Annotated in this window: 21 protein-coding genes and 2 pseudogenes; 8 read left to right on the forward strand and 15 right to left on the reverse strand. The window is 38.5% G+C overall.

The genetic code is table 11. From position 1 onward, the window contains the following. Positions 1 to 305 precede the first annotated feature (305 nt). Positions 306 to 1,232: pseudogene (guaA, locus tag ACQV2Q_RS05220) on the reverse strand (glutamine-hydrolyzing GMP synthase); the annotation flags it as partial. Positions 1,233 to 1,424: 192 nt separating this feature from the next. After that, positions 1,425 to 2,372, reverse strand: coding sequence for a type I pantothenate kinase (gene coaA, locus ACQV2Q_RS05225; protein WP_428873339.1), 948 nt, complete (start codon positions 2,370 to 2,372; stop codon positions 1,425 to 1,427). 160 nt (positions 2,373 to 2,532) lie between these two features. Here coaA and mvk point away from each other — a divergent pair, with 160 nt between their 5' ends. The 4 genes from mvk to fni are packed head-to-tail and all read left to right on the forward strand — an operon-like array spanning position 2,533 to position 6,794. Next, positions 2,533 to 3,552, forward strand: coding sequence for a mevalonate kinase (gene mvk, locus ACQV2Q_RS05230; RefSeq protein WP_428882139.1), 1,020 nt, complete (start codon positions 2,533 to 2,535; stop codon positions 3,550 to 3,552). Then, positions 3,545 to 4,543: a diphosphomevalonate decarboxylase gene (gene mvaD / locus ACQV2Q_RS05235; RefSeq protein ID WP_428876170.1), complete on the forward strand. Its 999-nt coding sequence runs from the start codon at positions 3,545 to 3,547 to the stop codon at positions 4,541 to 4,543. Before mvk ends, mvaD begins: the two co-directional genes overlap by 8 nt. 10 nt (positions 4,544 to 4,553) lie before the next feature. Continuing rightward, positions 4,554 to 5,702 carry a phosphomevalonate kinase gene (locus ACQV2Q_RS05240; RefSeq protein ID WP_428882142.1) on the forward strand — a complete coding sequence of 383 codons (1,149 nt, stop codon included), beginning with the start codon at positions 4,554 to 4,556 and terminating at the stop codon, positions 5,700 to 5,702. Positions 5,703 to 5,705: 3 nt separating this feature from the next. Next, a complete protein-coding gene (fni, locus tag ACQV2Q_RS05245) occupies positions 5,706 to 6,794 on the forward strand; it encodes a type 2 isopentenyl-diphosphate Delta-isomerase (RefSeq protein WP_428882144.1) in 1,089 nt (362 codons plus the stop codon). Positions 6,795 to 6,900: 106 nt separating this feature from the next. Here the strand turns inward: fni and ACQV2Q_RS05250 are convergent, their stop codons facing one another. The 3 genes and pseudogenes from ACQV2Q_RS05250 to ACQV2Q_RS05260 all read right to left on the reverse strand — a co-directional run. Then, entirely contained in the window at positions 6,901 to 8,328 is a 1,428-nt protein-coding gene (locus ACQV2Q_RS05250; protein ID WP_428882146.1) for an RNA-binding domain-containing protein, read from the reverse strand. Then, positions 8,318 to 8,533, reverse strand: a complete 216-nt coding sequence (locus tag ACQV2Q_RS05255; RefSeq protein WP_428873331.1) for an AbrB/MazE/SpoVT family DNA-binding domain-containing protein — start codon at positions 8,531 to 8,533, stop codon at positions 8,318 to 8,320. Before ACQV2Q_RS05255 ends, ACQV2Q_RS05250 begins: the two co-directional genes overlap by 11 nt. 29 nt (positions 8,534 to 8,562) lie before the next feature. Further along, positions 8,563 to 8,810: pseudogene (locus ACQV2Q_RS05260) on the reverse strand (DNA cytosine methyltransferase); the annotation flags it as partial. Positions 8,811 to 9,107: 297 nt separating this feature from the next. On the opposite strand from ACQV2Q_RS05260, the gene pyrF reads away from it, so the two are divergent. The 3 genes from pyrF to ACQV2Q_RS05275 are packed head-to-tail and all read left to right on the forward strand — an operon-like array spanning position 9,108 to position 11,802. After that, positions 9,108 to 9,845 (forward strand): orotidine-5'-phosphate decarboxylase, encoded by a 738-nt coding sequence (gene pyrF / locus ACQV2Q_RS05265; protein WP_428876586.1) that lies wholly within the window; start codon positions 9,108 to 9,110, stop codon positions 9,843 to 9,845. A gap of 9 nt (positions 9,846 to 9,854) precedes the next feature. Beyond that, positions 9,855 to 10,508: an orotate phosphoribosyltransferase gene (pyrE, locus tag ACQV2Q_RS05270; RefSeq protein WP_428882148.1), complete on the forward strand. Its 654-nt coding sequence runs from the start codon at positions 9,855 to 9,857 to the stop codon at positions 10,506 to 10,508. Positions 10,509 to 10,560: 52 nt separating this feature from the next. Further along, positions 10,561 to 11,802, forward strand: coding sequence for an MFS transporter (locus tag ACQV2Q_RS05275; RefSeq protein WP_428876584.1), 1,242 nt, complete (start codon positions 10,561 to 10,563; stop codon positions 11,800 to 11,802). Positions 11,803 to 11,900: 98 nt separating this feature from the next. On the opposite strand, the gene ACQV2Q_RS05280 is transcribed toward ACQV2Q_RS05275, so the two are convergent. The 4 genes from ACQV2Q_RS05280 to ACQV2Q_RS05295 are packed head-to-tail and all read right to left on the reverse strand — an operon-like array spanning position 11,901 to position 15,060. After that, positions 11,901 to 12,455, reverse strand: coding sequence for an ECF transporter S component (locus ACQV2Q_RS05280; protein WP_428875110.1), 555 nt, complete (start codon positions 12,453 to 12,455; stop codon positions 11,901 to 11,903). Between the two features lie 25 nt (positions 12,456 to 12,480). Beyond that, positions 12,481 to 13,779 carry a pyrimidine-nucleoside phosphorylase gene (locus ACQV2Q_RS05285; protein ID WP_428882149.1) on the reverse strand — a complete coding sequence of 433 codons (1,299 nt, stop codon included), beginning with the start codon at positions 13,777 to 13,779 and terminating at the stop codon, positions 12,481 to 12,483. Positions 13,780 to 13,801: 22 nt separating this feature from the next. Further along, a complete protein-coding gene (rpiA, locus tag ACQV2Q_RS05290; protein ID WP_428875107.1) occupies positions 13,802 to 14,497 on the reverse strand; it encodes a ribose-5-phosphate isomerase RpiA in 696 nt (231 codons plus the stop codon). 17 nt (positions 14,498 to 14,514) lie between these two features. Further along, positions 14,515 to 15,060, reverse strand: coding sequence for a flavodoxin domain-containing protein (locus ACQV2Q_RS05295; protein WP_428873323.1), 546 nt, complete (start codon positions 15,058 to 15,060; stop codon positions 14,515 to 14,517). A gap of 151 nt (positions 15,061 to 15,211) precedes the next feature. Here ACQV2Q_RS05295 and ACQV2Q_RS05300 point away from each other — a divergent pair, with 151 nt between their 5' ends. Then, a complete protein-coding gene (locus ACQV2Q_RS05300; RefSeq protein WP_428873321.1) occupies positions 15,212 to 15,889 on the forward strand; it encodes a CpXC domain-containing protein in 678 nt (225 codons plus the stop codon). Positions 15,890 to 15,997: 108 nt separating this feature from the next. Here ACQV2Q_RS05300 and ACQV2Q_RS05305 read toward each other — a convergent pair whose 3' ends face one another. The 6 genes from ACQV2Q_RS05305 to ACQV2Q_RS05330 form a co-directional block, all read right to left on the reverse strand. Then, positions 15,998 to 16,954: a glycosyltransferase family 2 protein gene (locus ACQV2Q_RS05305; protein ID WP_428873320.1), complete on the reverse strand. Its 957-nt coding sequence runs from the start codon at positions 16,952 to 16,954 to the stop codon at positions 15,998 to 16,000. 219 nt (positions 16,955 to 17,173) lie between these two features. Beyond that, positions 17,174 to 17,563: a hypothetical protein gene (locus ACQV2Q_RS05310; protein ID WP_428873318.1), complete on the reverse strand. Its 390-nt coding sequence runs from the start codon at positions 17,561 to 17,563 to the stop codon at positions 17,174 to 17,176. A 110-nt stretch (positions 17,564 to 17,673) separates the two neighbouring features. Further along, a complete protein-coding gene (locus ACQV2Q_RS05315) occupies positions 17,674 to 18,750 on the reverse strand; it encodes an ABC transporter substrate-binding protein (RefSeq protein WP_428882151.1) in 1,077 nt (358 codons plus the stop codon). A gap of 2 nt (positions 18,751 to 18,752) precedes the next feature. Then, positions 18,753 to 19,577 carry an ABC transporter permease gene (locus ACQV2Q_RS05320; protein WP_428873316.1) on the reverse strand — a complete coding sequence of 275 codons (825 nt, stop codon included), beginning with the start codon at positions 19,575 to 19,577 and terminating at the stop codon, positions 18,753 to 18,755. Next, positions 19,570 to 20,388, reverse strand: coding sequence for an ABC transporter permease (locus tag ACQV2Q_RS05325; protein WP_428873315.1), 819 nt, complete (start codon positions 20,386 to 20,388; stop codon positions 19,570 to 19,572). Before ACQV2Q_RS05325 ends, ACQV2Q_RS05320 begins: the two co-directional genes overlap by 8 nt. Further along, on the reverse strand, positions 20,375 to 21,484 hold the full coding sequence (locus ACQV2Q_RS05330; protein ID WP_428875104.1) for an ABC transporter ATP-binding protein: 1,110 nt from the start codon (positions 21,482 to 21,484) through the stop codon (positions 20,375 to 20,377). The genes ACQV2Q_RS05325 and ACQV2Q_RS05330 overlap by 14 nt, the downstream gene beginning before the upstream one ends. Between the last annotated feature and the right edge of the window lie 44 nt (positions 21,485 to 21,528).

Consider the following 21,528-nt stretch of genomic DNA (forward strand, 5'->3'; position numbering starts at 1 on the left):
ATAGAATTCTTTTAATATCAAGATTATATGTGTCAGGAAGAAAAGAAAAGGAGACCAAGCAACCGTTAATTGCTTAATCTCCTTAGATAGCATAACCCTATTTGACATAGAGCCAAAATCAAAAGACTAGTTACTAACTCGCCTCTTACCTCAATCAGGGGTTTGTTCTTTAACTAGTCTTTTATTTTCTTCTATTATTCTTTATTCCCAGTGGTTAGCCACTATTTATAGCATCAAAACAGTATCATGAACCACTCGTACCCTTAGAGTAGTTAGTAAAATCAAGGGTTACAAAATCTCGGGACCTATTCCCACTCAATCGTTCCTGTCGGTTTTGGTGTGAAGTCATAAAGTACACGACTCACACCTGGCACTTCGTGGGTAATGCGATCAACAATCTGTTGCATAAGATCGAATGGAATGTTTTCGACGGTTGCTGTCATTGCATCTTTGGTATTGACAGCACGCACAATGACTGGCCAATCGTAAGTACGCTTACCGTCTTTGATACCAGTTGATTTAAAATCAGGTACCACGGTAAAATACTGCCATACTTTTTCAGCCAGACCGTTCTTAGCAAATTCTTCGCGTAAAATTGCATCTGATTCTCTGACTGCTTCTAAACGGTCACGAGTAATTTCGCCCAAACAACGAACGCCTAAACCTGGTCCTGGGAAGGGTTGACGGTAGACCATCTCATGAGGGAGTCCCAAAGTTTCACCAACTATACGCACTTCATCCTTGAAGAGAATCCGCACAGGTTCTACTAATTCAAAGTTCATGTCTTCTGGTAAACCCCCCGCATTGTGGTGAGCTTTGATGCCGTCTTCACTTTCTAAAATATCGGGCCAGATAGTTCCTTGAGCTAAGAAGTCTACGCCTTCTAACTTGCGCGCTTCTTCAGCAAAAACTTCGATAAATTCATTACCGATAATCATCCGTTTTTCTTCAGGATCAGTTACGCCTTCTAATTTCGTTAAGAAGCGCTCCACACTATCTGAATAAATTAAGTTGGCATCCATTTGGTTTTTAAAGACTTCAACCACTTGTTCTGGCTCGCCTTTACGCAATAAGCCATGATTGACATGGACACAGATTAATTGTTTGCCAATGGCTTTAATTAATAATGCAGCTACTACAGAGGAATCCACGCCTCCCGATAATGCTAATAGAACTTTCTTGTCGCCTACTTGTTCTCTGATTAAGGAAATTTGTTCTTCAATAAATTTCTCAGCCATCTCTGGGCTTGAAATACGTTCCATAGCTTCAGGTCTTCTTACTTCTACCATTGTATTCCTCCTAAATTTTATCTCTTGCGTTTATTCTATCATGCTTCAGCGAATGAAAGTATGTTTTTACAAGTTTTTATTCGGAATTTATCCTTTTTGTTCGCCTTTTAAATCTATTCGGCCAAAAGATAAGTTTTAGTATTTTTTAACGTGAATATGGTCAATATAGTGATTAACCGACTTATGCAAGACCACATCCGCTCGTGAACGAGTTGGCTTAATATGTTGGATTAAGTTAGGCAAGTTGATGGTAAACCAAACATTATCTGCATAAGCGATGGCTTCTTCTCGACTCATATTACTCATTTTATGATAATAATTAGAAGAATCTGTTTTCGCCATTTGTAAGTGAACCAAGAATCGCTCAACAAACCACTTATGGATTAGTTCTTGTTCAGCATCCATATAGATCGAAAAATCAAAGAAATCACTGACATAGATTTGTTGATTGGAAGGAAGTTGCAAAACATTAATCCCTTCCACAATTAAAATGTCCGGATTATTGATGATTTGATACTGACCTTTGACAATGTCATAACATAGATGGGAATAGGTCGGTACTGAGAAAGGAGAAGTCTGCGTCTTAATATGAGTCATAAATTCTAAGAGTAAGGACATATCATAGGACTCTGGAAAACCTTTACGGTGTAGCATCCCTCTTTGTTCTAGAACCTCATTTGGATAGAGAAAACCATCGGTAGTGATTAACTCCACTTTCCGTTTAGGGAAGGTCTCACTTAGCAATTGATGGAGCAAACGAGCCGTCGTTGATTTGCCAACAGCTACTGAACCTGAAATTCCAATGATGAAAGGCACCTTGCGGTATGCAAATGGGTCCACTTCCCCCATGGCAAAAAATTCCTGTTTAGCCATATTGTATTTCATGGTATGTTGAAAATCTGCTTCAATATAATGTAATAACGGACCATAAATTTCTCTAACATCTGTTTGCGTCAAACGGTCTTGGAGCGACACTAAACTAGCCAGCTCATCAATCGGTAAAATCTCTAAATTTTCCGATTGGAAAGCTTGCCATTCTTTACGATTATAGGTGGCATAATAATCATTCATTGCAAAATACATATCTTCCTCCTACTGAAGTCTCATAATGAATTAATACAAACTTCTTGTAATATGTGTTAAAATACTCCAATGAAACAGTATTTTTTAATGGTTAATTTGGCTCTTATTTTAGCATAAGCGCTACCATTAATATATATCTTTTACAGAAAGGAGCTAGTTCATGAACCATTCATTCGGTAAACCTCATTATTCTTTGAAATCAACTTCAAGCAAAAAAAATAAGCTGGGCCTTGGATTTGCTCATTCTAAAATTATTTTAATGGGTGAACATGCCGTGGTTTATGACTATCCGGCCATTGCCATTCCTTTCAAACCCTGTCAGGTAAAAGTCCAAGTGACACCTTCTGCTTACGCTTATTCAACCATTGACTGTCCTTATTATAAGGGAGCTTTTGAACAAGCACCGGATCATTTAAATAATTTAAAGATGGCTTTAAAACTAACCTTAGACTCCAAACAACTACCCAAAAGACCACTTCATATTGAAATTCTATCTGAAATACCACAAGAGCGTGGTATGGGATCTTCAGCAGCTGTTTCTGTGGCTTTAATTCGAGCAGTTTGTGACTATTATGGTAAGACCATCAAGGATTATCACTTACGCATGATTACAAATGAAGCAGAAGTGATTGCCCATCAATCAACATCGGGGATAGATACCCTAGTAACTTCTTCCAATCGATCTATTATATACTGTAAGAGTCAGCAAGCTCGTGATTTTGATTTGGGCTTAGAAGCTTATTTAGTAGTGGCTGATTCCGGTCAAGTTGGCCAGACCAAATTAGCTGTCAATCACGTTGCCCAACTAAGACAAAGTAAGGCTAGCTTTGTTAATGGCGCTATGGAAACGATTGGGTTTTTTGTTCGTCAAGCCTTCCTAGCGATTCGTAAAAAAGATCCACTTGAACTAGGGCGTTTAATGACTTACAACCACTATTATCTCAACCAATTAGGTGTTTCCAACCCTTCCCTTGACCACATCGTCAATGCCGCTTGGTTAGCTGGCGCTTTAGGAGCTAAATTAACCGGTGGTGGCATGGGCGGTTGCGTGATTGCCTTGGCTAAAGATCAAACTCATGCCCAAATGATTGCTGAATCGATGGAACAAGCCGGTGCAGAAAAAACATGGCTACTTAACCTTTCAAAAGCAGAACAAGCAAAGGAGTCACATCATGACTAAAGATTTTATTGCTAATTTTCAAGCCCATACTAATATTGCTTTAATCAAGTATTGGGGCAAACGCAATCAAGACTTGATGTTGCCAGTTACCTCTAGCCTTTCTTTAACGCTAGAGGCTTTTTATACGCAAACACAAGTGCATTTTTCTAAGAGTTATGACGAGGATCAATTTATCCTAAATGATCAAACTCAATCTATCCAAGAGCGGCAAAAGATTTCGCGCTTTTTAGACCCGTTTCGTCAAATCAAGAACACGGATTTAAAAGCACGAGTAATTAGTTACAACCACGTCCCCACTGCAGCGGGTCTAGCTTCATCGGCCTCAGCCTTTGCTGCTTTAGCCTGTGCCTGTAATGAGGCCTTAAATCTCAATCTATCTCAAGAAGAACTTTCAATCATGGCCCGCTTTGGTTCAGGCTCTGCCTCTCGCTCTTTATTTGGCGGCTTTGTGGAATGGGAAAAAGGACAAGGTGAGGACTCTCAATCGAGTTTTGCTCGTGCTTTTGATGATGCCGATTGGGACATTGGCATGATTGCTTTAGTAGTCAATCATAAGGCTAAAAAGTTTTCCAGCCGTCAAGCCATGCAACACACCATTGAAACTTCCCCTTTCTACGCTTTATGGGCAGAGGAAGTAGCTAAAGATTTAGCATTAATTAAGGCAGCCATTAAGGCTAGAGATATTCAAAAAATCGGTCAAATCGCTGAACATAATGCCATGAAGATGCACGCAACCATGTTGGCAGCTAATCCAAGCTTTAGCTACTTTCAAGCGGAATCCTTAAAGGCCATGGAAGCCGTTCGCCAACTGAGAAAGACTGGCTTAACTGCCTACTTTACCATGGATGCGGGACCGAATGTTAAAATCATCTGTCCCTACAGTCAAATTCCTGCCATTCAAGAAAAGTTGAGGCAAGACTTTCACCCGCAAACAATTATTGTCTCTCGCCCCGGACCTCAACCCTTCTCAATTCCGCTTATTAATCATTAGGAGGATCGTCATGAATCCTAGGCATTGCCTTCAATCATCACAAACTCAAACCATAAAAATCCCTGGCAAACTCTATATTGCTGGTGAATACGCTGTTTTGGCGCCTAAGCAAGCAGCTATCTTGATTGCGGTCGACCAGTACCTTGAGCTGACAATCCGTCAAAGGACTAAGAAAGGCTGGCTGATTGAAAACCATCAAGGAGGCTATGCGCCCCTTTGCTTAGAAACAGATGATTCGCACTTGAGAGTTGCAGAAGACTATTCCCTAGAAGAAGATCAACTGGACCAGTGGCGTTACGTGATAGAAGCAGCTAAGGTGACCCACACCTTCTTACAAGAATCGAACTTTAATAGTCGAAACTTTCATTTACACATTCGATCACAACTATTAAGTGACTCGGGTAAAAAATACGGTCTAGGCTCTAGCGGTGCCGTAACAGTCGGTACCATCCAAGCTATACTTAACTTTCACAAAATCAAGCTTTCAGCTGAGAGGCTCTACCGCCTAGCCGTTATCAGTCAACTGCGTCTAGGAGCTTCTGGTAGCTTTGGCGATATCGCTGCTAACGCTTTTGGTGGTTGGACCTATTATATGGCACCTGATCGCAAGCTTTTAAAAGAAATGATCGCTAACGCTCCTTCGATTACGGCTTTATTAAAGCAAGAATGGCCAGATTTAATAATTGAAAACTTAGCCGTTTCTAAAGACTTGCAAGTCCTGATTGGCTGGACTCAGCATACGGCTTCTACCGACAATTTGGTCAAACAATTAAAAGACCAAATATCTGCTCAGCCACAAGCTTTCCAAGCCTTTATAGATCAAGCCCCTGCAGTCGTTCGTCAATTAAAAGATGGACTAATTAATAATCAAGCAGACCTAATCCAACAAGCCATCAGTAATTACCGTAACTTACTACTTGGCTTAGGTAAGGCTTATAACCTATCCATTGAAACGGCTGCTTTAAATCAGCTGATTGAAATTGGTAATCAACATGGCTATGCTAGCAAGAGTTCAGGGGCTGGTGGTGGAGATTGCGGTATTGCCTTAGGTTATGATATAAATACCAAGGAGATCATTCTCAAGCAATGGAAAGTTCAAGGAATTGTGCCCCTAAATCTTCAAGTGGCCCCACAATCAAGCTCAGAAAGGATTGAATAGATAATGACTTCTTCTTTATCGACCAATCGTAAAGATGACCACCTGCGTTATGCTTTAGACCAACAAAAGACTAGAAAAAATAATTCCTTTGATGACGTCCGTTTTGTCCACCATTCACTGGGTCGTCTTCATATCCATCAAATTGATTTATCCACTCAATGGGCAGGTAAAAAACATTCTTTACCTTTTTATATAAATGCTATGACAGGTGGCAGTCCTAAAACAAAAAGTTACAATCAGCATTTAGCCCAAGTTGCTGCAAGTACTGGTTTAACCATGGCGGTCGGCTCTATTTCAGCTGCCCTTAAAGACCCTCAAGTGGCTGATTCCTTTACCATTATTCGTCAAATGAATCCCCAAGGCTTTATCTTAGCCAACCTGGGAGCCCATCATGATCTGGAAAATGCCAAAAGAGCCGTCGACTTAGTTCAAGCCGATGCCTTACAGATTCATTTAAATACCGCTCAAGAGGTTGTAATGCCAGAGGGGGATCGTGATTTTTCAAACTGGAAAGAAAACATTCAAAAAATCGTTGATGACCTAGGGTTGCCTGTTATTGTTAAAGAAGTTGGCTTTGGTATGAGTCAAGAAACCCTTCAAGAACTAAAGGAATTAGGGGTCCAAACGGTGGACCTAGGTGGACGTGGTGGCACCAACTTTGTTCAGATTGAAAATCAGCGCAATGACCAGCTAGACTTTTCAAGCTTGACCAACTGGGGGCAAACCAGTGTAGAAGCTTTGCTAGAATCGCTGAATTTTCAAGATCAAATCAACATTTTAGCTTCGGGTGGTATCCGCGACTTTTTAGACATCGTCAAAGCTTTAGCTTTGGGCGCTAAAAGTTGTGGGATTGCAGGCAAGTTTCTGCATTCGGTGGACCAATTAGGTGTTGATGCGACCGTTGATTGGGTAGGTGATTGGGCCTCAGCCCTTAAACGAACCTTACTCCTCCTATCGTGTCAATCAATTGAAGATTTGCGCAAAACAGATTTAATCCTCAGTGGCGAAAGTTACCATTGGGCTACAGCCAGACAGCTTGATATCAACGCTCTTGCCCAACGCAGTCGAAAAAGCGAAACTTTCAAGACTTAATTTTTTTAATGTTTATTTTTGTTAGACGCTAAGACATAAGCATGCCCATTTTAGAAGCACCTTGTGTAACATATGTTTGACAACTCTAGAGTTTTCTTAATAGTTTTTATTCATCTAATTCCCAATATCCATTATTACCACTTCCAATATATCTTAGGTTTTCTATTTCTTTTATTCGTCTTTCAATGGTTTTTTCACTTACACCAGCTTGTTCAGCTATTTCTTTTCTTGTTATCTTATTGTTAGCTCTTATCTTATCTATAATAAAGTCTATTAAATCTTCCTTGGACTGAACGACATCGTGAACGACATCGTGAACGACACCGTGAACGACAGTCCCCCCACCCACTTTTTTCGTGGCAATTTCCTTTAGGGGAATGATGGTTTTAAAAATATCTCCTTCTTCAAAAACAGGTTCGGCTCCTGAATAAAGTTTTGCGTATTTATAGGTGTTTCTCATACCAGAGCCTAGTTCATCAGCAATTCCAATTTCTCGAAAGACTTTTGATATAGGTGGGTTTTTTGGAAAGGGTTTAAATCTTTTTATATCCAAAACACCTAAACCATGGGCTAGATTACTATTTTCAACTAAAATCTTTTCATCATCTATAATCATCTTGGCTGGAAAGCCACTAGAATAATCCCTATGGGCTAGGGTGTTGGATATTATCTCCCTTAAAATCATATCTCTTGCATTAACATTTAAAGTCCCGTCTAGAACAAATAAATCATTTAGATGTTTTTGCCCAAAGGCTAAAAGTCGATCATAGGAATCAATGAGGTTGGTTATCACCACATCTCGATCATCATAACGGTCTTTATTTACAACTCGAAAGATGGCATCTGTCTTATGTTGAGGTAAAACAGACATAATAGTAGAATCCTTGCCGAATAAAAGGATTCCTGCCAAAGTAATCCCCTCTTGGTTACTTTCAGGGTCAAGCAAGATTAAATTGGTGCTTCTTAAGAGTTCTTCATTATCCATGGTATCCCATAGGTGGTTTTGATTACGACTTAGGGCTTTTGTCCTAGCCTTGTTTATGACTTCTTCATCTAAATGCTCTAAACCTATCTTGGGATAGACCTTATTTACAAAATAAGACCCTTGCTTTCTAGCATAGAGTTTGTAAACCTGTTCTGACTGGTCTGTGATGTTGATATCTCCTTCATGTGACCTGTCCCAAATTCGCCCATTATGCCTACATACTTGAGAGCCTCTTGGTACTCTGATATAAATTAAGGTCTTACCATCGATATCCATTGTTTTGGGAACTAAATAAAGGGGTGGATTTATTTTTTGAGGATTATTGATGGCAGTCGTAAAATCCTTGATGATCTTATCAACTTTTCCTGGATTGACACCAATCATTTCTCGATTATCTTTTACCCCTAAGATGATGTAACCACCATCTCGGTTATTAAAGGCACAGACAGAGTTAAAGACATCCTTATTCAAGTCATTTTTAGCTTCCTTGAATTCAACATTTATGGTTTCTCCCTTATGAATTAGTTCTAGTATCTCATCAGGACTCATCTTCTTCCCCTCTGCTTTCTTCTTTTATCATATTTTCTTCATAGGCTAACAAATAATCCTTAGAGTTTATTATTTGAACCTTTCCTTGATTGACTAGAAAGCTAACTCGATCACCAGGAGCAATTCCCATAAGATCCCTTACTGCCTTTGGAATCGTCACCTGTCCCTTAGCCATTACCTTTGCATTTTCAATAAAATTATCCATTAGATCCCTCCTACTTTTCCTACTTTTAATTATACTGAATATATAACAAAAAACAAGAAGGTCTTATTGTTCATTAGCTTTATTTTTTCTTGTTTAACTATCTCATTTACTATGACTTCCAATACATCTACCACAATTGAATTACCAGCTTGTTTATATAAAATACTTGAAGTGCATTTTTTCTTCTTGGATGGGTCTTTTCAAGTATATCTATATCCTTATCATCAAATCCCATTAATCTTAAACATTCTCTTTCTGTTAAATACCTAAATTTTCCCTCCTATCCTTTTCATCATTTATTATAGAGGATAGTGGGACATTTTGATTTGTGTTCTCTTGAGACATTATCATTTACGTTTAACAAATAATTTTTTTAATGTTTATTTTCCTATTGACAATTCCTTTGATTCATTTTATACTCTTAACAATTTGAAACGATCGCTTTAAACATGTTCAGAGAAGCATGAAAGAAGATCCACACCCTGAGTATGCCTTTGGGCATGCTTTTATGGATATATCTTTTATGCCTAACCGAATATGTGGTTAGGCGTTTTTTATTAGAAAGGTGGACTTTATGGAACTCAATCCTCAACTACCCATTATTGCGCTTGATTTTGCCAGTGATCAAGAAATCTTAGACTTTTTAAAGCTTTTACCCCAAGGTCCCCATAATATAAAAATAGGCATGGAAGTTTTCTATTTGGGAGGCCCTCAACTTTTAGAAACCATTTCCAGTCAGGGTCATGCTGTTTTTCTTGACCTTAAACTCCATGACATCCCTAACACCGTGATGAGATCCATGCGAATTCTCGCTCAATTGGGTGTAGCCATGGTTAATGTCCATGCGGCAGGTGGACTTAAAATGATGGAAGCAGCCAAAGAAGGTCTGATACAAGGGACACCTTCTGGTCAAAAAGAACCCCTTTTGATTGCAGTCACTCAACTGACTTCTACTTCTAACCAACAAGTGGAAGAAGAACAACTGATTACTGCCGGTTTAGAAACTTCAACCTTACACTATGCCAAATTAAGTCACCAAGCAGGCCTTGACGGTGTAGTTTGCTCACCCCATGAAGCTAAGGCGATCAAAGAGGTCACTCATACTAACTTCCTAACGGTTACACCAGGAATACGCCCACAAACGATAAATTGTACGGATGACCAGCACCGTATCGCTGATGTCCAAACTGCTGTTAAAAATCTCAGTGATTATCTCGTGATTGGTCGTCCAATTACCCAGGCAGATAATCCAAAAGCGGCTTACATGGACATAGTTGAAAAAATAGCTGAAGCACAAAAATTATTAAAATAGGAGGTCATCATGGAAAACGTTCATCAAACCAGCAGTAAAGAAAAGATTGCTAATATCCTCTTGGATATTGAAGCAGTTAAAATCAGCTTAGATCCCCCTTTTACCTGGTCAAGCGGTTTAAAATCACCCATTTATTGTGATAACCGCCTAATTATTAGCCATCCGCAAAGCCGGCAGCTTTTAATTGAAGCTATGGTAGCAGCCGTTAAAGAAAACTTTGCACAGGTCGAAGTGATCGCGGGTACAGCTACTGCTGGTATTCCTCACGCTGCTTTCTTGGCACAAGAATTAAACTTACCAATGATTTATGTGCGGTCTAGTCCTAAAGGACACGGCATGCACAATCAAATTGAAGGCCACTTAAATCCAGGACAAAAAGTCCTAATGATTGAAGACTTGATTTCAACCGGTGGGAGCGTCATTAAAGCGGCTCACGCCGTTCAAAATGCTGGTGGTCAAGTGATTGGGGCCCTAGCTATCTTTAATTACTTATTAGATACCGGTCGTCAAAATTTTGCTAAAGAATCTTTCCCGCTAGTCACCTTGAGTGATTATGCCACTCTGATCGATACGGTTACCCAAAAACCTGATTTTGCAAGTCATAAGCAAAGCTTAGCCAATTGGTACAAAGATCCTCAAGCTTGGAGTCAAGCTTTTAACTAAAGTCAAAATATTAATTAAAAAAGTCCGTGAACTTTTATTAAGGAGAGTTGTTATGAAAACTATAAATTATGATCGTCGTGCCCTCATTACTTCAATGATTGCCTCTGGTTTAGATGATGTCAATGTGATGTTTTTGGCCTTTTCCCTATCCTCTATTATTGCTGATTTGAATATTTCCTCTACTCAAGCCGGTTGGATTGGAACCATTACTAACTTCGGAATGCTGTTTGGGGGACTTGTCTTTGGGGTCTTAGCAGACCGCTATAACAAATATAAAGTATTAAAATGGACCGTCGCAATTTTTTCTGCAGCCACAGCCCTTATCTTCTTTAGTCAAAGCATCAATAGCCTTTTAGCTTTACGCTTCTTAGCTGGTATTGGAGTTGGTGGTGAGTACGGTGTTGCCTTAGCAATCATGGCGGGTATTGTACCAAGCAACAAAATGGGTCGTATCTCCTCACTGAATGGTGTCATGGGACAAATCGGTTCGATTACATCCGCTGTTTTAGCCAGCTTAATTGCACCCGTCTTTGGTTGGAGAGGACTTTTCGCTCTAGGTGTTCTGCCGTTAATCTTAGTGGCTTACATGCACTTTATGATTAAAGAAGATCAAATCACTGATCGTGGTAGCCAGAAAGTCGACCGTCAACAAGCAGGTAAAATCTCTGACCTCTTCAAAACACCTGCTCTAGCCCATCAAACCATTGCTTTAATGGTGATGACTTCTGTTCAAATTGCTGGTTACTTTGGAATGATGAACTGGTTACCAACTATGATGCAAGGTAAATTAGGGATCAGCCTGGGTAACTCTAACCTTTGGATGATTACTACTATTGTAGGAATGTCGATCGGTATGTTAGTCTTCGGTTATTTTCTAGATATGTTTGGTCCACGTTTAGTTTATGGCATTTTCCTCATCCTATCAGCTATCTCGGTTTTCGCTTTTACTTATGTCCATTCTGCCTTAAGCCTTTTACTTGGCGGTGCTTTAATGGGCTTCTTTGTTAATGGAATGTTTGCCGGCTATGGCGCCATGGTTACGCGCTTATACCCCCTTCAAGTCAGAGCAGTAGCTAATAACATCATTTTAAATGTTGGTCGTGCAATCGGTGGTTTCTCTTCTCTCATCATTGGAATGATTTTAGAAAACTATGCGATGCGTGCAGTTATGTTTTTCCTAGCCAGTCTATATATTATATCCTTCTGCTTTATGATTTCGATTAAAAACCTCAAGCAAGAGAGATATCAAACCATCCATACAAACAGCCCTGCACTTGAACCAGCTAAAGTTTAAGACAATTTAGTAAAGCCCTCGACTTAAAGCGTCGAGGGCCATTAAATTTTACCAATTAAAAAGGTTCAGCCTTAAAGACTGAACCCCAAGTGGTAAATTTACTCACCAATTGTATGATAGCGTTGGAAAATTTTCTTTAAAGGGAAATATAAAACTGGCACTAAAATTGCTGTAACAAGTCCTGTAAAAAGACTGGCTGGCATGGCTGAAATCGCCATCGCAATTGCTGCAGAAGATGTGGCTCCTAAGATCATTTGATTGATAATATGCTTACCAAAGATTAATACAATCTTAGTTAATGCTCCTACGATTCCTAATGTCACAATATGACTCATACTATCCTTTTTATGGAAGAATTTATTATATATGAATGAGACCATAATCAAAACCAAGAGGTTTTCTAAAAGGGTAAAATGAACGACATAGAAATAACCATTCAAGCTATCAAAGAGGAAAAGCCCTATTAAAGCAGCAGCCGTACCACGTTTGAACCCCATTAGTAAAACTGCTAAAATCACCAAGGCATTCCCTGGATGAACAAAAGAATTAGAGATGGCGGATGGCATCGGGACACGGATAAAGGTAATCGCAGCGATGATTAAAGCAGCATAAATCCCGATTTGAACATACTTAAACGTTTTGTTATTTGACATAGTAACTTCCTTCTTCTTGCGTATTTTAATCAATTGTTTTATAAATTAGAGGTAATTCTTTAGCTGTATCAGCGATTTGAATAGCTTGGTCTAGTCGCTTCAAGCAGTCATCAATATCTTCCCGATTGGAATGGATGATTGCGAGTGGATCTCCTTCTTGAACAGGATCTCCTACCTTAGCTTTTAAGACAATGCCTACTACTGGATCAATTTCATCTTCTTTAACCGCACGACCCGCTCCTAAAACCATCGCTGCTTCACCCACTAAATCGGCTACCCAGTGACTAACTACACCTGATTTTTTAGCTAAATACGGAATTTGATACTTGGCTTTACCTAATTGTTCCGGATTATCAATGAATGAAGCATCTCCTCCTTGAATCTCAATAAATTCACGGAATTTTTCTAAGGCTGCTCCTGAGTCAATCTGCGCTTGCAACATTTCAATACCTTCTGGCAAACTTTTTACTTTCTCAGCAGACAAGAGCATTTGTGCTCCAAGATTCAGACAAAGCTCCGTTAGATCTTGCGGACCTTTACCTTTTAAGGTTTCCACAGCTTCATTGACCTCTAAGGTATTACCAATTGCAAAGCCTAATGGCTGATCCATATTAGATAAGATGGCTACTGTTTTACGACCTAAATGATTGCCTATTTCAACCATGGTGTTGGCCAACTCTTCGGCCATCTCGATTGTCTTCATAAAGGCGCCATCGCCTACTTTTACATCTAGGACAATTGCATCAGCACCCGAAGCAATTTTCTTAGACATAATGGAAGAAGCAATTAAAGGAATAGACTGGACAGTAGAAGTGACATCTCTTAAAGCATACAGCTTTTTATCAGCTGGGGTTAAATCGCCAGTTTGTCCGACCACGGCCACTTGGTGTTGGTTTACTTGAGCAATAAAGGCAGCTTCAGCGATTTCAAAATTAAAGCCCTTGATTGTTTCAAGTTTATCCAGCGTACCGCCCGTATGGCCTAAACCACGCCCTGACATCTTAGCCACCGGAACACCACAAGAAGCTACTAAGGGAGCTAGGACTAGAGTGGTTGTATCTCCAACACCTCCGGTCGAATGTTTATCTACTTTGATGCCTTTGATAGCAGAGAGATCGATCTGATCGCCTGATTCAACCATAGCCATGGTCAAATAACTAACTTCTTTAGCATTCATGCCATTAAAGTAAACTGCCATATTCAAGGCGGCCATTTGGTAATCAGGAATTTCTCCCTCAGTAAATCCGTTAATAATATATTGGATTTCAGCTTGGGTCAATGCTTGATTTTCTTGTTTTTTATGGATTAAATCTACCATTCTCATACTTCATCATCCTTAATATTGTCTAATTTACTTCACCACTACGTTCGATTTTAATAATTTCTCCATCAGCTTGGGCAACCAGAATGATATCGGCATAATTTAAGAAAAGGCCATGCTCAACTACTCCAACCTTAGACTTAATCTCGGCTGCCAACACTTGGGGATTAGGAATCTCTTCTAAATGGAGGTCAATGATATAATTGCCGGAATCGGTAATGAAAAGCCTGTCATCTTCAATTCTTCTAAAGCTTGGTTTCATCCCAGCGCTTTTAAAAGCATCATAAACTTTCCATGAGCCAAAGCGAACTACTTCTACTGGAAGAGGAAATTTCCCTAATTGGTTAACTAATTTACTCTCATCCATAATCCAAATAATCTTATCACTGTTTTCAGCAATAATTTTTTCATGCAAAAGCGCACCACCACCGCCTTTAATACCGGCGAATTGACGAGTTGTTTCGTCCGCTCCATCTACTAACAGATCGATGCGATTGACATCTTCAATTTCTTTTAAGGGTAAGCCTAATTTTAAAGCCTGTTCAGAAGAGCGATCAGAAGTAGAGACTGTTAAAATATTATTGAGTTCTCCTGCTTGGAAACGGCGTCCTAGCTCTTCAATAAACCAATATGCCGTTGAGCCAGTCCCTAATCCGACCACCATACCATCTTCAACATAAGAGGCTGCATATTTGCCCACTCGTTTTTTTGCTTCTTCCATCTTATTCGATTCCTCCATTATCCAATGTATTGTACAATTTCACGTATATACTCTACCATATTCGCTATTTGCTTTAAATCCTCTTTTTCAGCCGTTCCTCCATGATAATCCAACAAATGCCATTCCTCGGGGCCCAAAATCACATCATCCAGGCTAGTGCCTGGTTGACGCTTCATTCTTTTGGAAGCTAAGTACATTAAAGAAAAGCGCTTAGAGGCAATTCGACCACGATAATGAAAGGTTGCTAATTGTTGATAGACTCTAGCTGTAAAGGTTTCTTTTAATAGTTTCGTAAAGTTGGTAAGATTTGGGGTAGAAATGCCCACAGTGAATAAGACCCAACTCGGTTCGCGGTAGCGATTCATCAACTGATTAATCAAAGTCGACTTAAAAATCCTTCCGGAGAAAACAAAGGTGCCTACAATAATTAAATCATAGTGGTTCAAAGTAGTTCGATCAACCTCACTTAAAGCTACCATCGGAAAGTCAAAGACTCTTTGGAGGGCTCTAGCATAAATTAAGGTAGATCCATAAGGTGATTCATAAATAATTAAACTTTTCATATATTCCCCCCTCTATACCTATTACTTTAGCTATTATAGCACAGTTTAAGACAATGTGTTAATCGCTTACAAGATTATATTAATGATTCTTTCGCATCTTTCCTCATTTTTGATATACTAGAATTATTAATCCGATAAAGGAGGCAATTGAATGCCACAAACAATCCACTTAGAGTGTCCAGTATGCCAAGCTAAGCAGGAACATATCATCGAAACTGCTATCAATAGTCAAAAACACCCCGAATTAAAACAACAACTATTAGAAGGTCAGCTTCTAGCCTTTGAATGCGATCAATGTGGGGCCAAAAGACAAATAGAAACTCAAATTCTCTATCATGATCCAAAACTCAAGCTTTTGATATATTTAGCACCTAATTTTAAAGAAAATCGCGAAAAAATATTAAAAGGTCTTAGCTTAATGACAGCTGAGGAAGGGATTGATATTAGTGATTATCATTTAAGAGTTGTAACTTCAGCCCCTCAACTGATTGAAAAAATCCAGATTTTTGATCGAGGATTTAATGATCAGGTAATGGAAGTTGTAAAAGTATTAACAGATGGCCTATTTGCTCAACAAGAACCGAATCGAAAAGTACTTAACCGCTTCTTTATTCACAAAGATAATCAAGATAAATTCCTTTATCTTACAGAAGATGAGCAGCTTATGGTTGATTACCATCCATCGCTTACAGACTTCATTCTTGATAAGTTTGCTAAAGAATTAAAAAACGATTATCTCGGGCAATTTATTATGGTGGACTATGAATGGGCAAGCAATATTGCCAATCACCAACCCGGACCAGGTCAGCCAATGTTAGATGAAGAATAGGTCTTATCACCATTCCCCAACAATTTACACACTCAAATCAAGAACAGCCTACACAAGCATGTGCAGGCTGTTCTTTTATATTATCAGACTCATTTTTAAATAATTATCCTAGTCATCTTCTTCAAAAAGCTTCTCTTCTCTCACCAAATATATAGGTCGTCGTTTATCTTCGGTAAAAATTTTAGAAATGTACTTGCCAATAATACCTAAGCATAAAAATTGAAAGCCACCCATAAATAATATTAATAAGGCCAAGAGACTGATCGCAGAAGCGCTTACTTGATAAAGTAAAAAAGCCACTAGTAAGTAGATACCCCAAACCAAAGCTGTGCCAATACTGAAAAGACCTAAGAAACTAGCAATTGTTAATGGAAAGTCCGAAAAAGAAATTAAGCCATCGATAGCATAATCGAACAAACTTCTAAATGACCATGAGGATTGACCAGCAATGCGTTTAATATTAGGGTATTCTAAATATTTCACTTTAAAACCAACCCATGAGAAAATCCCTTTTGAAAAGCGATTATACTCACCCATAGATACAACGGCATCTACGACTTGTGCCTTCATCAAACGATAATCTCGCGTACCTTCTGCTAACTCAAGGCGCGAAATTAAATTATTCAATTTGTAAAAAAGGCGGGCAAAAAAAGAACGAACAACTGGTTCGCCTTCTCTAGAAGTCCTTCTGGTTGCTACCACATCGACATTTGGATCTAGAATCATTCGATACATATCTACTAACATCATCGGTGGATCTTGTAAATCCGCATCCATAATTGCAACATACTCACCTTTGGCGTGTTTCAAGCCGGCATAAAGACCTGCTTCTTTACCAAAATTGCGTGAAAAAGATAGGTATTCAATGCTGTCTGGATATTGCTGAACCACTTCTTTAATAGCATTTAGGGTTTGATCGGTTGACCCATCATCTATTAATAGTAATTCAATTTCAACTTCTTTTAGGTCTTTTTGAACTTTTAAAATTGCCTCAATAAACGGCTGGATTGTCTTTTGTTCATTATAACAAGGAACAACAACAGTCATTACATTTTTTCTAACCAAAAAGATTCCTCATTTCTTAATACTTGCTAATTAAATTTGCAAGTCACTTGTCCTATTATTATATATCAAATTCACATCAAACTGTCTATTATTAAAATTTTTTCATAAAACAGTCGATCCCACGGTGCCCTTTTAAAAAAATAAACTTAAACACCCATAAATAAATTAGTGTTTAAGTTTATTGTTAAAGATTAAAACCATCTTAATTGCTAAGAACAGTTAGATGTTTTTAAGTGATGGCTGACTCAACTCTTTGGCTTCAATGGAATACTCGAACAACCACTCGCACTTGGGTATGGGGTCAGCCAATTTAAATACTAAGATCCACTCACCTGATGGAAGAATGCCTGGACGTGTTCCACTGCTTGATTCTAACTCATCAAGACTTAGAATAATCCGTCGACCTTGACAAACATTTTGAATATCGATTCTTAAATTATAGTGTGAATCATAAGCCATTAATGAGTCAATCGCATAATCCCCCAGATAGGTATTGAATTCAAACACTAAATAACTAATAGTAGCTGGAAGCTCTAAGCGTTCAATGATAAAAGAAGCTGATGGGTCTTCATAATCTTTAATAGTTAACCGCTTATTAACAAGTTGCAAAACGATCTCTCCCTTCCAATCATAAATCCTTAATAAGTTTAACCGTTGATTATGAATTTTGTAGCCTATTTACTGTTAAGTTTATGTAAATTTATACTCTCAATAAAGAATTAACGCGGTTCTAATTTAATACGTAAATATTCATCATTATATTCGATCAATTTTTCTTGACCAAGGTTACGATAAATTTCTAAATGATCAATAATTTCTTGCGGAGGATAAAAGGCCGGATCGGCAATTACTTCTGGATCCATTAAATCAATGGCATCCTTATTAGGGGTAGCGTATCCAATATATTCAGCATTTCTAGCTGCTATATCTGGGCGCATCAAGAAATCCATTAAAGCGTGTGCACCTTCGAGATTTTTTGCACCTTTAGGAATGGCCAAGGTATCAAACCAAATGTTAGACCCTTCTTTCGGAACCATATAGGCTAAATTTTCATTGTCATACATAGCCATGGCAGCTTCGCCTGAATAAGTAACGGCTATTGGGGCTTCTCCGATTGTCGCATACATTTTAATTTCATCTGCAAGTAAAGCCAGGATATTAGGCATTAATTGTTTCATCTTTTGAGTGGCCTTAGCAATAAGTTCACTATCTGTTTCATTAAGTGAATGCCCTTCTGATTGCAGACCAATCCCAATCACTTCACGGGCGCCATCAATTATCATAATCTTATTACGATATTCTTCTCGCCAAAGGTCATTCCAACTGATAATTTCGTCTTCCGCAATTTGACTGCTATCATAAAGAATACCTAAAGTACCCCAAAAATATGGCACTGAATATTGATTGCCTCGATCAAAAGGCTGGTCCAGAAATTCTTCATCAATATGTTTGAGATTAGGTAAGCGTTTATGATCAATTTTTTCTAATAAATCCATTTCCATCATTGTTTCTACCATGTATTCACTCGGCCCAATTAAATCATAATTGGTACCAGCTTGTTGAATTTTTGTGAGCATGGCCTCATTAGAATCAAAGGTTTCATAAACTACCACATAACCCGTTTCTTCTTCAAACTCATCGATTAAATCAGGATCAATATAATCGCCCCAATTATAAAAATTGACAATATTACTCTCGCCCGTTAATCCTTGACTAGATTGTAGGTAGTAACGCCCAACAAACATCACAGCCACTGCAAGTAGAATGGCAATCATTACTTTTACTAATGCTTTCATTACTAACCTCCTCTAGCTTGACGCATTTTAAGTGCTGCTTTTCGCTGTTCTCCGACCCTGAGCGTGTAATAGCCAAAGACTAAAAGTAAAGCTAACAAGAACATTAAAGTAGAGAGCGCATTAATTTCCAAGCTTACCCCTGTTCTAGCACGTGAATATACCTCAACTGATAACGTTGAGAAACCATTCCCAGTTATAAAGAAAGTAACAGCAAAATCATCTAAGGAATAGGTGAAAGCCATGAAGTAACCGGCTAAAACACCACTTTTAATGGAAGGTAAAATAATTCTTGATAGAATCTGATTCTGGTTGGCTCCCAAGTCTTGAGCTGCCGTAATCATGGCTGGATTCATTTCATAAAGTCTTGGCAAGACCATTAAAACCACTATCGGCACATTAAATGCAATATGTGATAACAAAACAGTGGTGAAGCCAAATTCAAACTTTAATAAGAATGAAAACATCAAGAGAAAGCTAGCTCCCATCATGACATCGGGTGTAACCATTAAGACTGAATTTAGATTAAGAATAGCTTGACGACTACGATTAGAACGATAGTAATAAATAGCTATCGCTCCTAGAGTGCCAATGATGGTTGCAATTAAAGCGGATAAAAGAGCGATAATAAAGGTGTTTAAGATGAAGGTCATCAGACGTTTATCTTCAAAAAGGGTTTGATAATGCTCTAGCGTAAAACCAGAAAAGTTAGTCATGTCTCCACCAGCATTAAAGGAATAAAACATTAAATAAATCAAAGGTGCGTACATTAATAAAAAGACAAACGCAATATAAAGGGTAGAACCCATTCTTTTTTTAGTTTTATGCATCTTGACCACCTCCTGCCTTAGAACGATCCCTAGTAGTAAATAGAATGATGAACATAATCAACATTAAAACTACACCGATGGTTGATCCCATCCCCCAATCCTGGGTAACTAAGAAATGCTGCTCAACAGCCGTACCTAAAGTGATTACACGGTTTCCTCCAATTAAGCGGGTAAGCATAAAAAGAGAAAGAGAAGGAATGAAGACCGCTTGGACACCCGAGCGCACTCCTCTCAGTGATAAAGGAAAAATCACACGCCGAATGATGGTCATCTTAGATGCTCCCAAGTCATAGGCCGCTTCTAATAGACTGGGTTGAATCTCATTGATTGAGTTGAAAATCGGCAAGAACATAAAAGGCAACTCAATATAAGCTGCTACTAGAAGGAAGGAAACATCAGTAAACAGCAACTGTTGTCTACCGAAACCAAGCGCTTCAAAGAAATTATTTAAAGGACCCGAATTACCTAAGATGCCTATGAAGGCATAGGTTTTAAGCAATAAATTAATCCATGTTGGTAAAATAATCAGCATCAACCACAAGTCTTTATTTTTGCTTTTAGAAAGAATATAAGCTAGTGGGTAGGCTAATAAAAAAGTGAATAAAGTTACAAGAAAGGCATACCAAAAGGAAGACAGAGTCATTCGGATATATTCCATTGAAGTGAAAAAATGCTGGTAGTTAGCTAGGGTAAATTGTCCATCAATGCCTATAAATGACCGTTGAAAAAGCACTAGTAAGGGAGTAATCACAAAGATGGCTAACCATAAATAATAGGGGATAGCCAACAAATGAATATTAGTCTTCTTCATTTTCCCCCTCCTCATATTGCTCTAAACGAGCGTCAAATTCCTCCTCTGTTTCATTAAATCTCATAACATGAATTTCATCCGGACCAATTTGCAAGCCAATTTTTTGTCCAATATCAACCTTCTCTGTTGTGTGAATCATCCATTCGTTTTGCTCATCATCATAGGCAATAATTTCATTGAACATCCCTCTAAAGAGCATAGTATCAACTGTTGCGTTAATCTGACCCTGATTAGGAGCAGTGATTTTTACATCTTCTGGTCGAATAACAACCTCTACTGCTTCGCCTTTAGGAATCCCTGCATCCTCACAATCGAATTCATGACCGACAAATTTAACCCGGTAATCAGCCATCATGGTTGCATCAATAATATTTGATTCTCCAATAAAGTCAGCAACGTATCGATTAATCGGCTCATCATAAATATCTGAAGGCGTACCCGATTGCACAATTTCTCCTCTATCCATAACAAAAATCCAATCAGACATAGCTAAAGCTTCTTCTTGATCATGAGTGACAAAAACGAAAGTAATCCCTAGACGCTGTTGTAATTCACGTAATTCATACTGCATATCGGTTCTTAATTTTAAGTCTAAAGCTGATAAGGGCTCATCTAAAAGTAGAACGTCCGGCTCATTGACCAGTGCGCGTGCAATCGCTACCCTTTGTTTTTGACCACCTGACATTTCATTAATATTTCGTTCTTCATACCCATCTAACCGCACCTGCTTAAGCGCAGCTTGAACTTTGTTTTTAATGATTTGTTTGTCAACATTTTTGACAGATAAACCAAAGGCAATATTATCAAAAACATTCATATGTGGAAAAAGTGCATAATCTTGAAAAACGGTATTAACTTTACGTTTATTAGCAGGAATGTTGGTTACTTCATTTCCTTCAATCGATACTGTCCCTTCACTTGCTTGAGTAAAGCCTGCGATAATTCTTAAAATTGTTGTTTTACCGCATCCTGATGGTCCAAGCAAAGTATAAAACTGTCCTTGTTCCAACTCCATATTAATATTTTTTAATACCATTTGATCATCAAAGTGCTTTGAAACGTTCTTTAACTCGACACTTAGTAATGCTTCACTCATGCTTGACACCCTCTTTTGTATTTTTTGAAGGAAACCTTCCGCCC

Source organism: Facklamia sp. P12950 (assembly GCF_050409465.1).
Classification (GTDB): Bacteria; Bacillota; Bacilli; order Lactobacillales; family Aerococcaceae; genus Facklamia.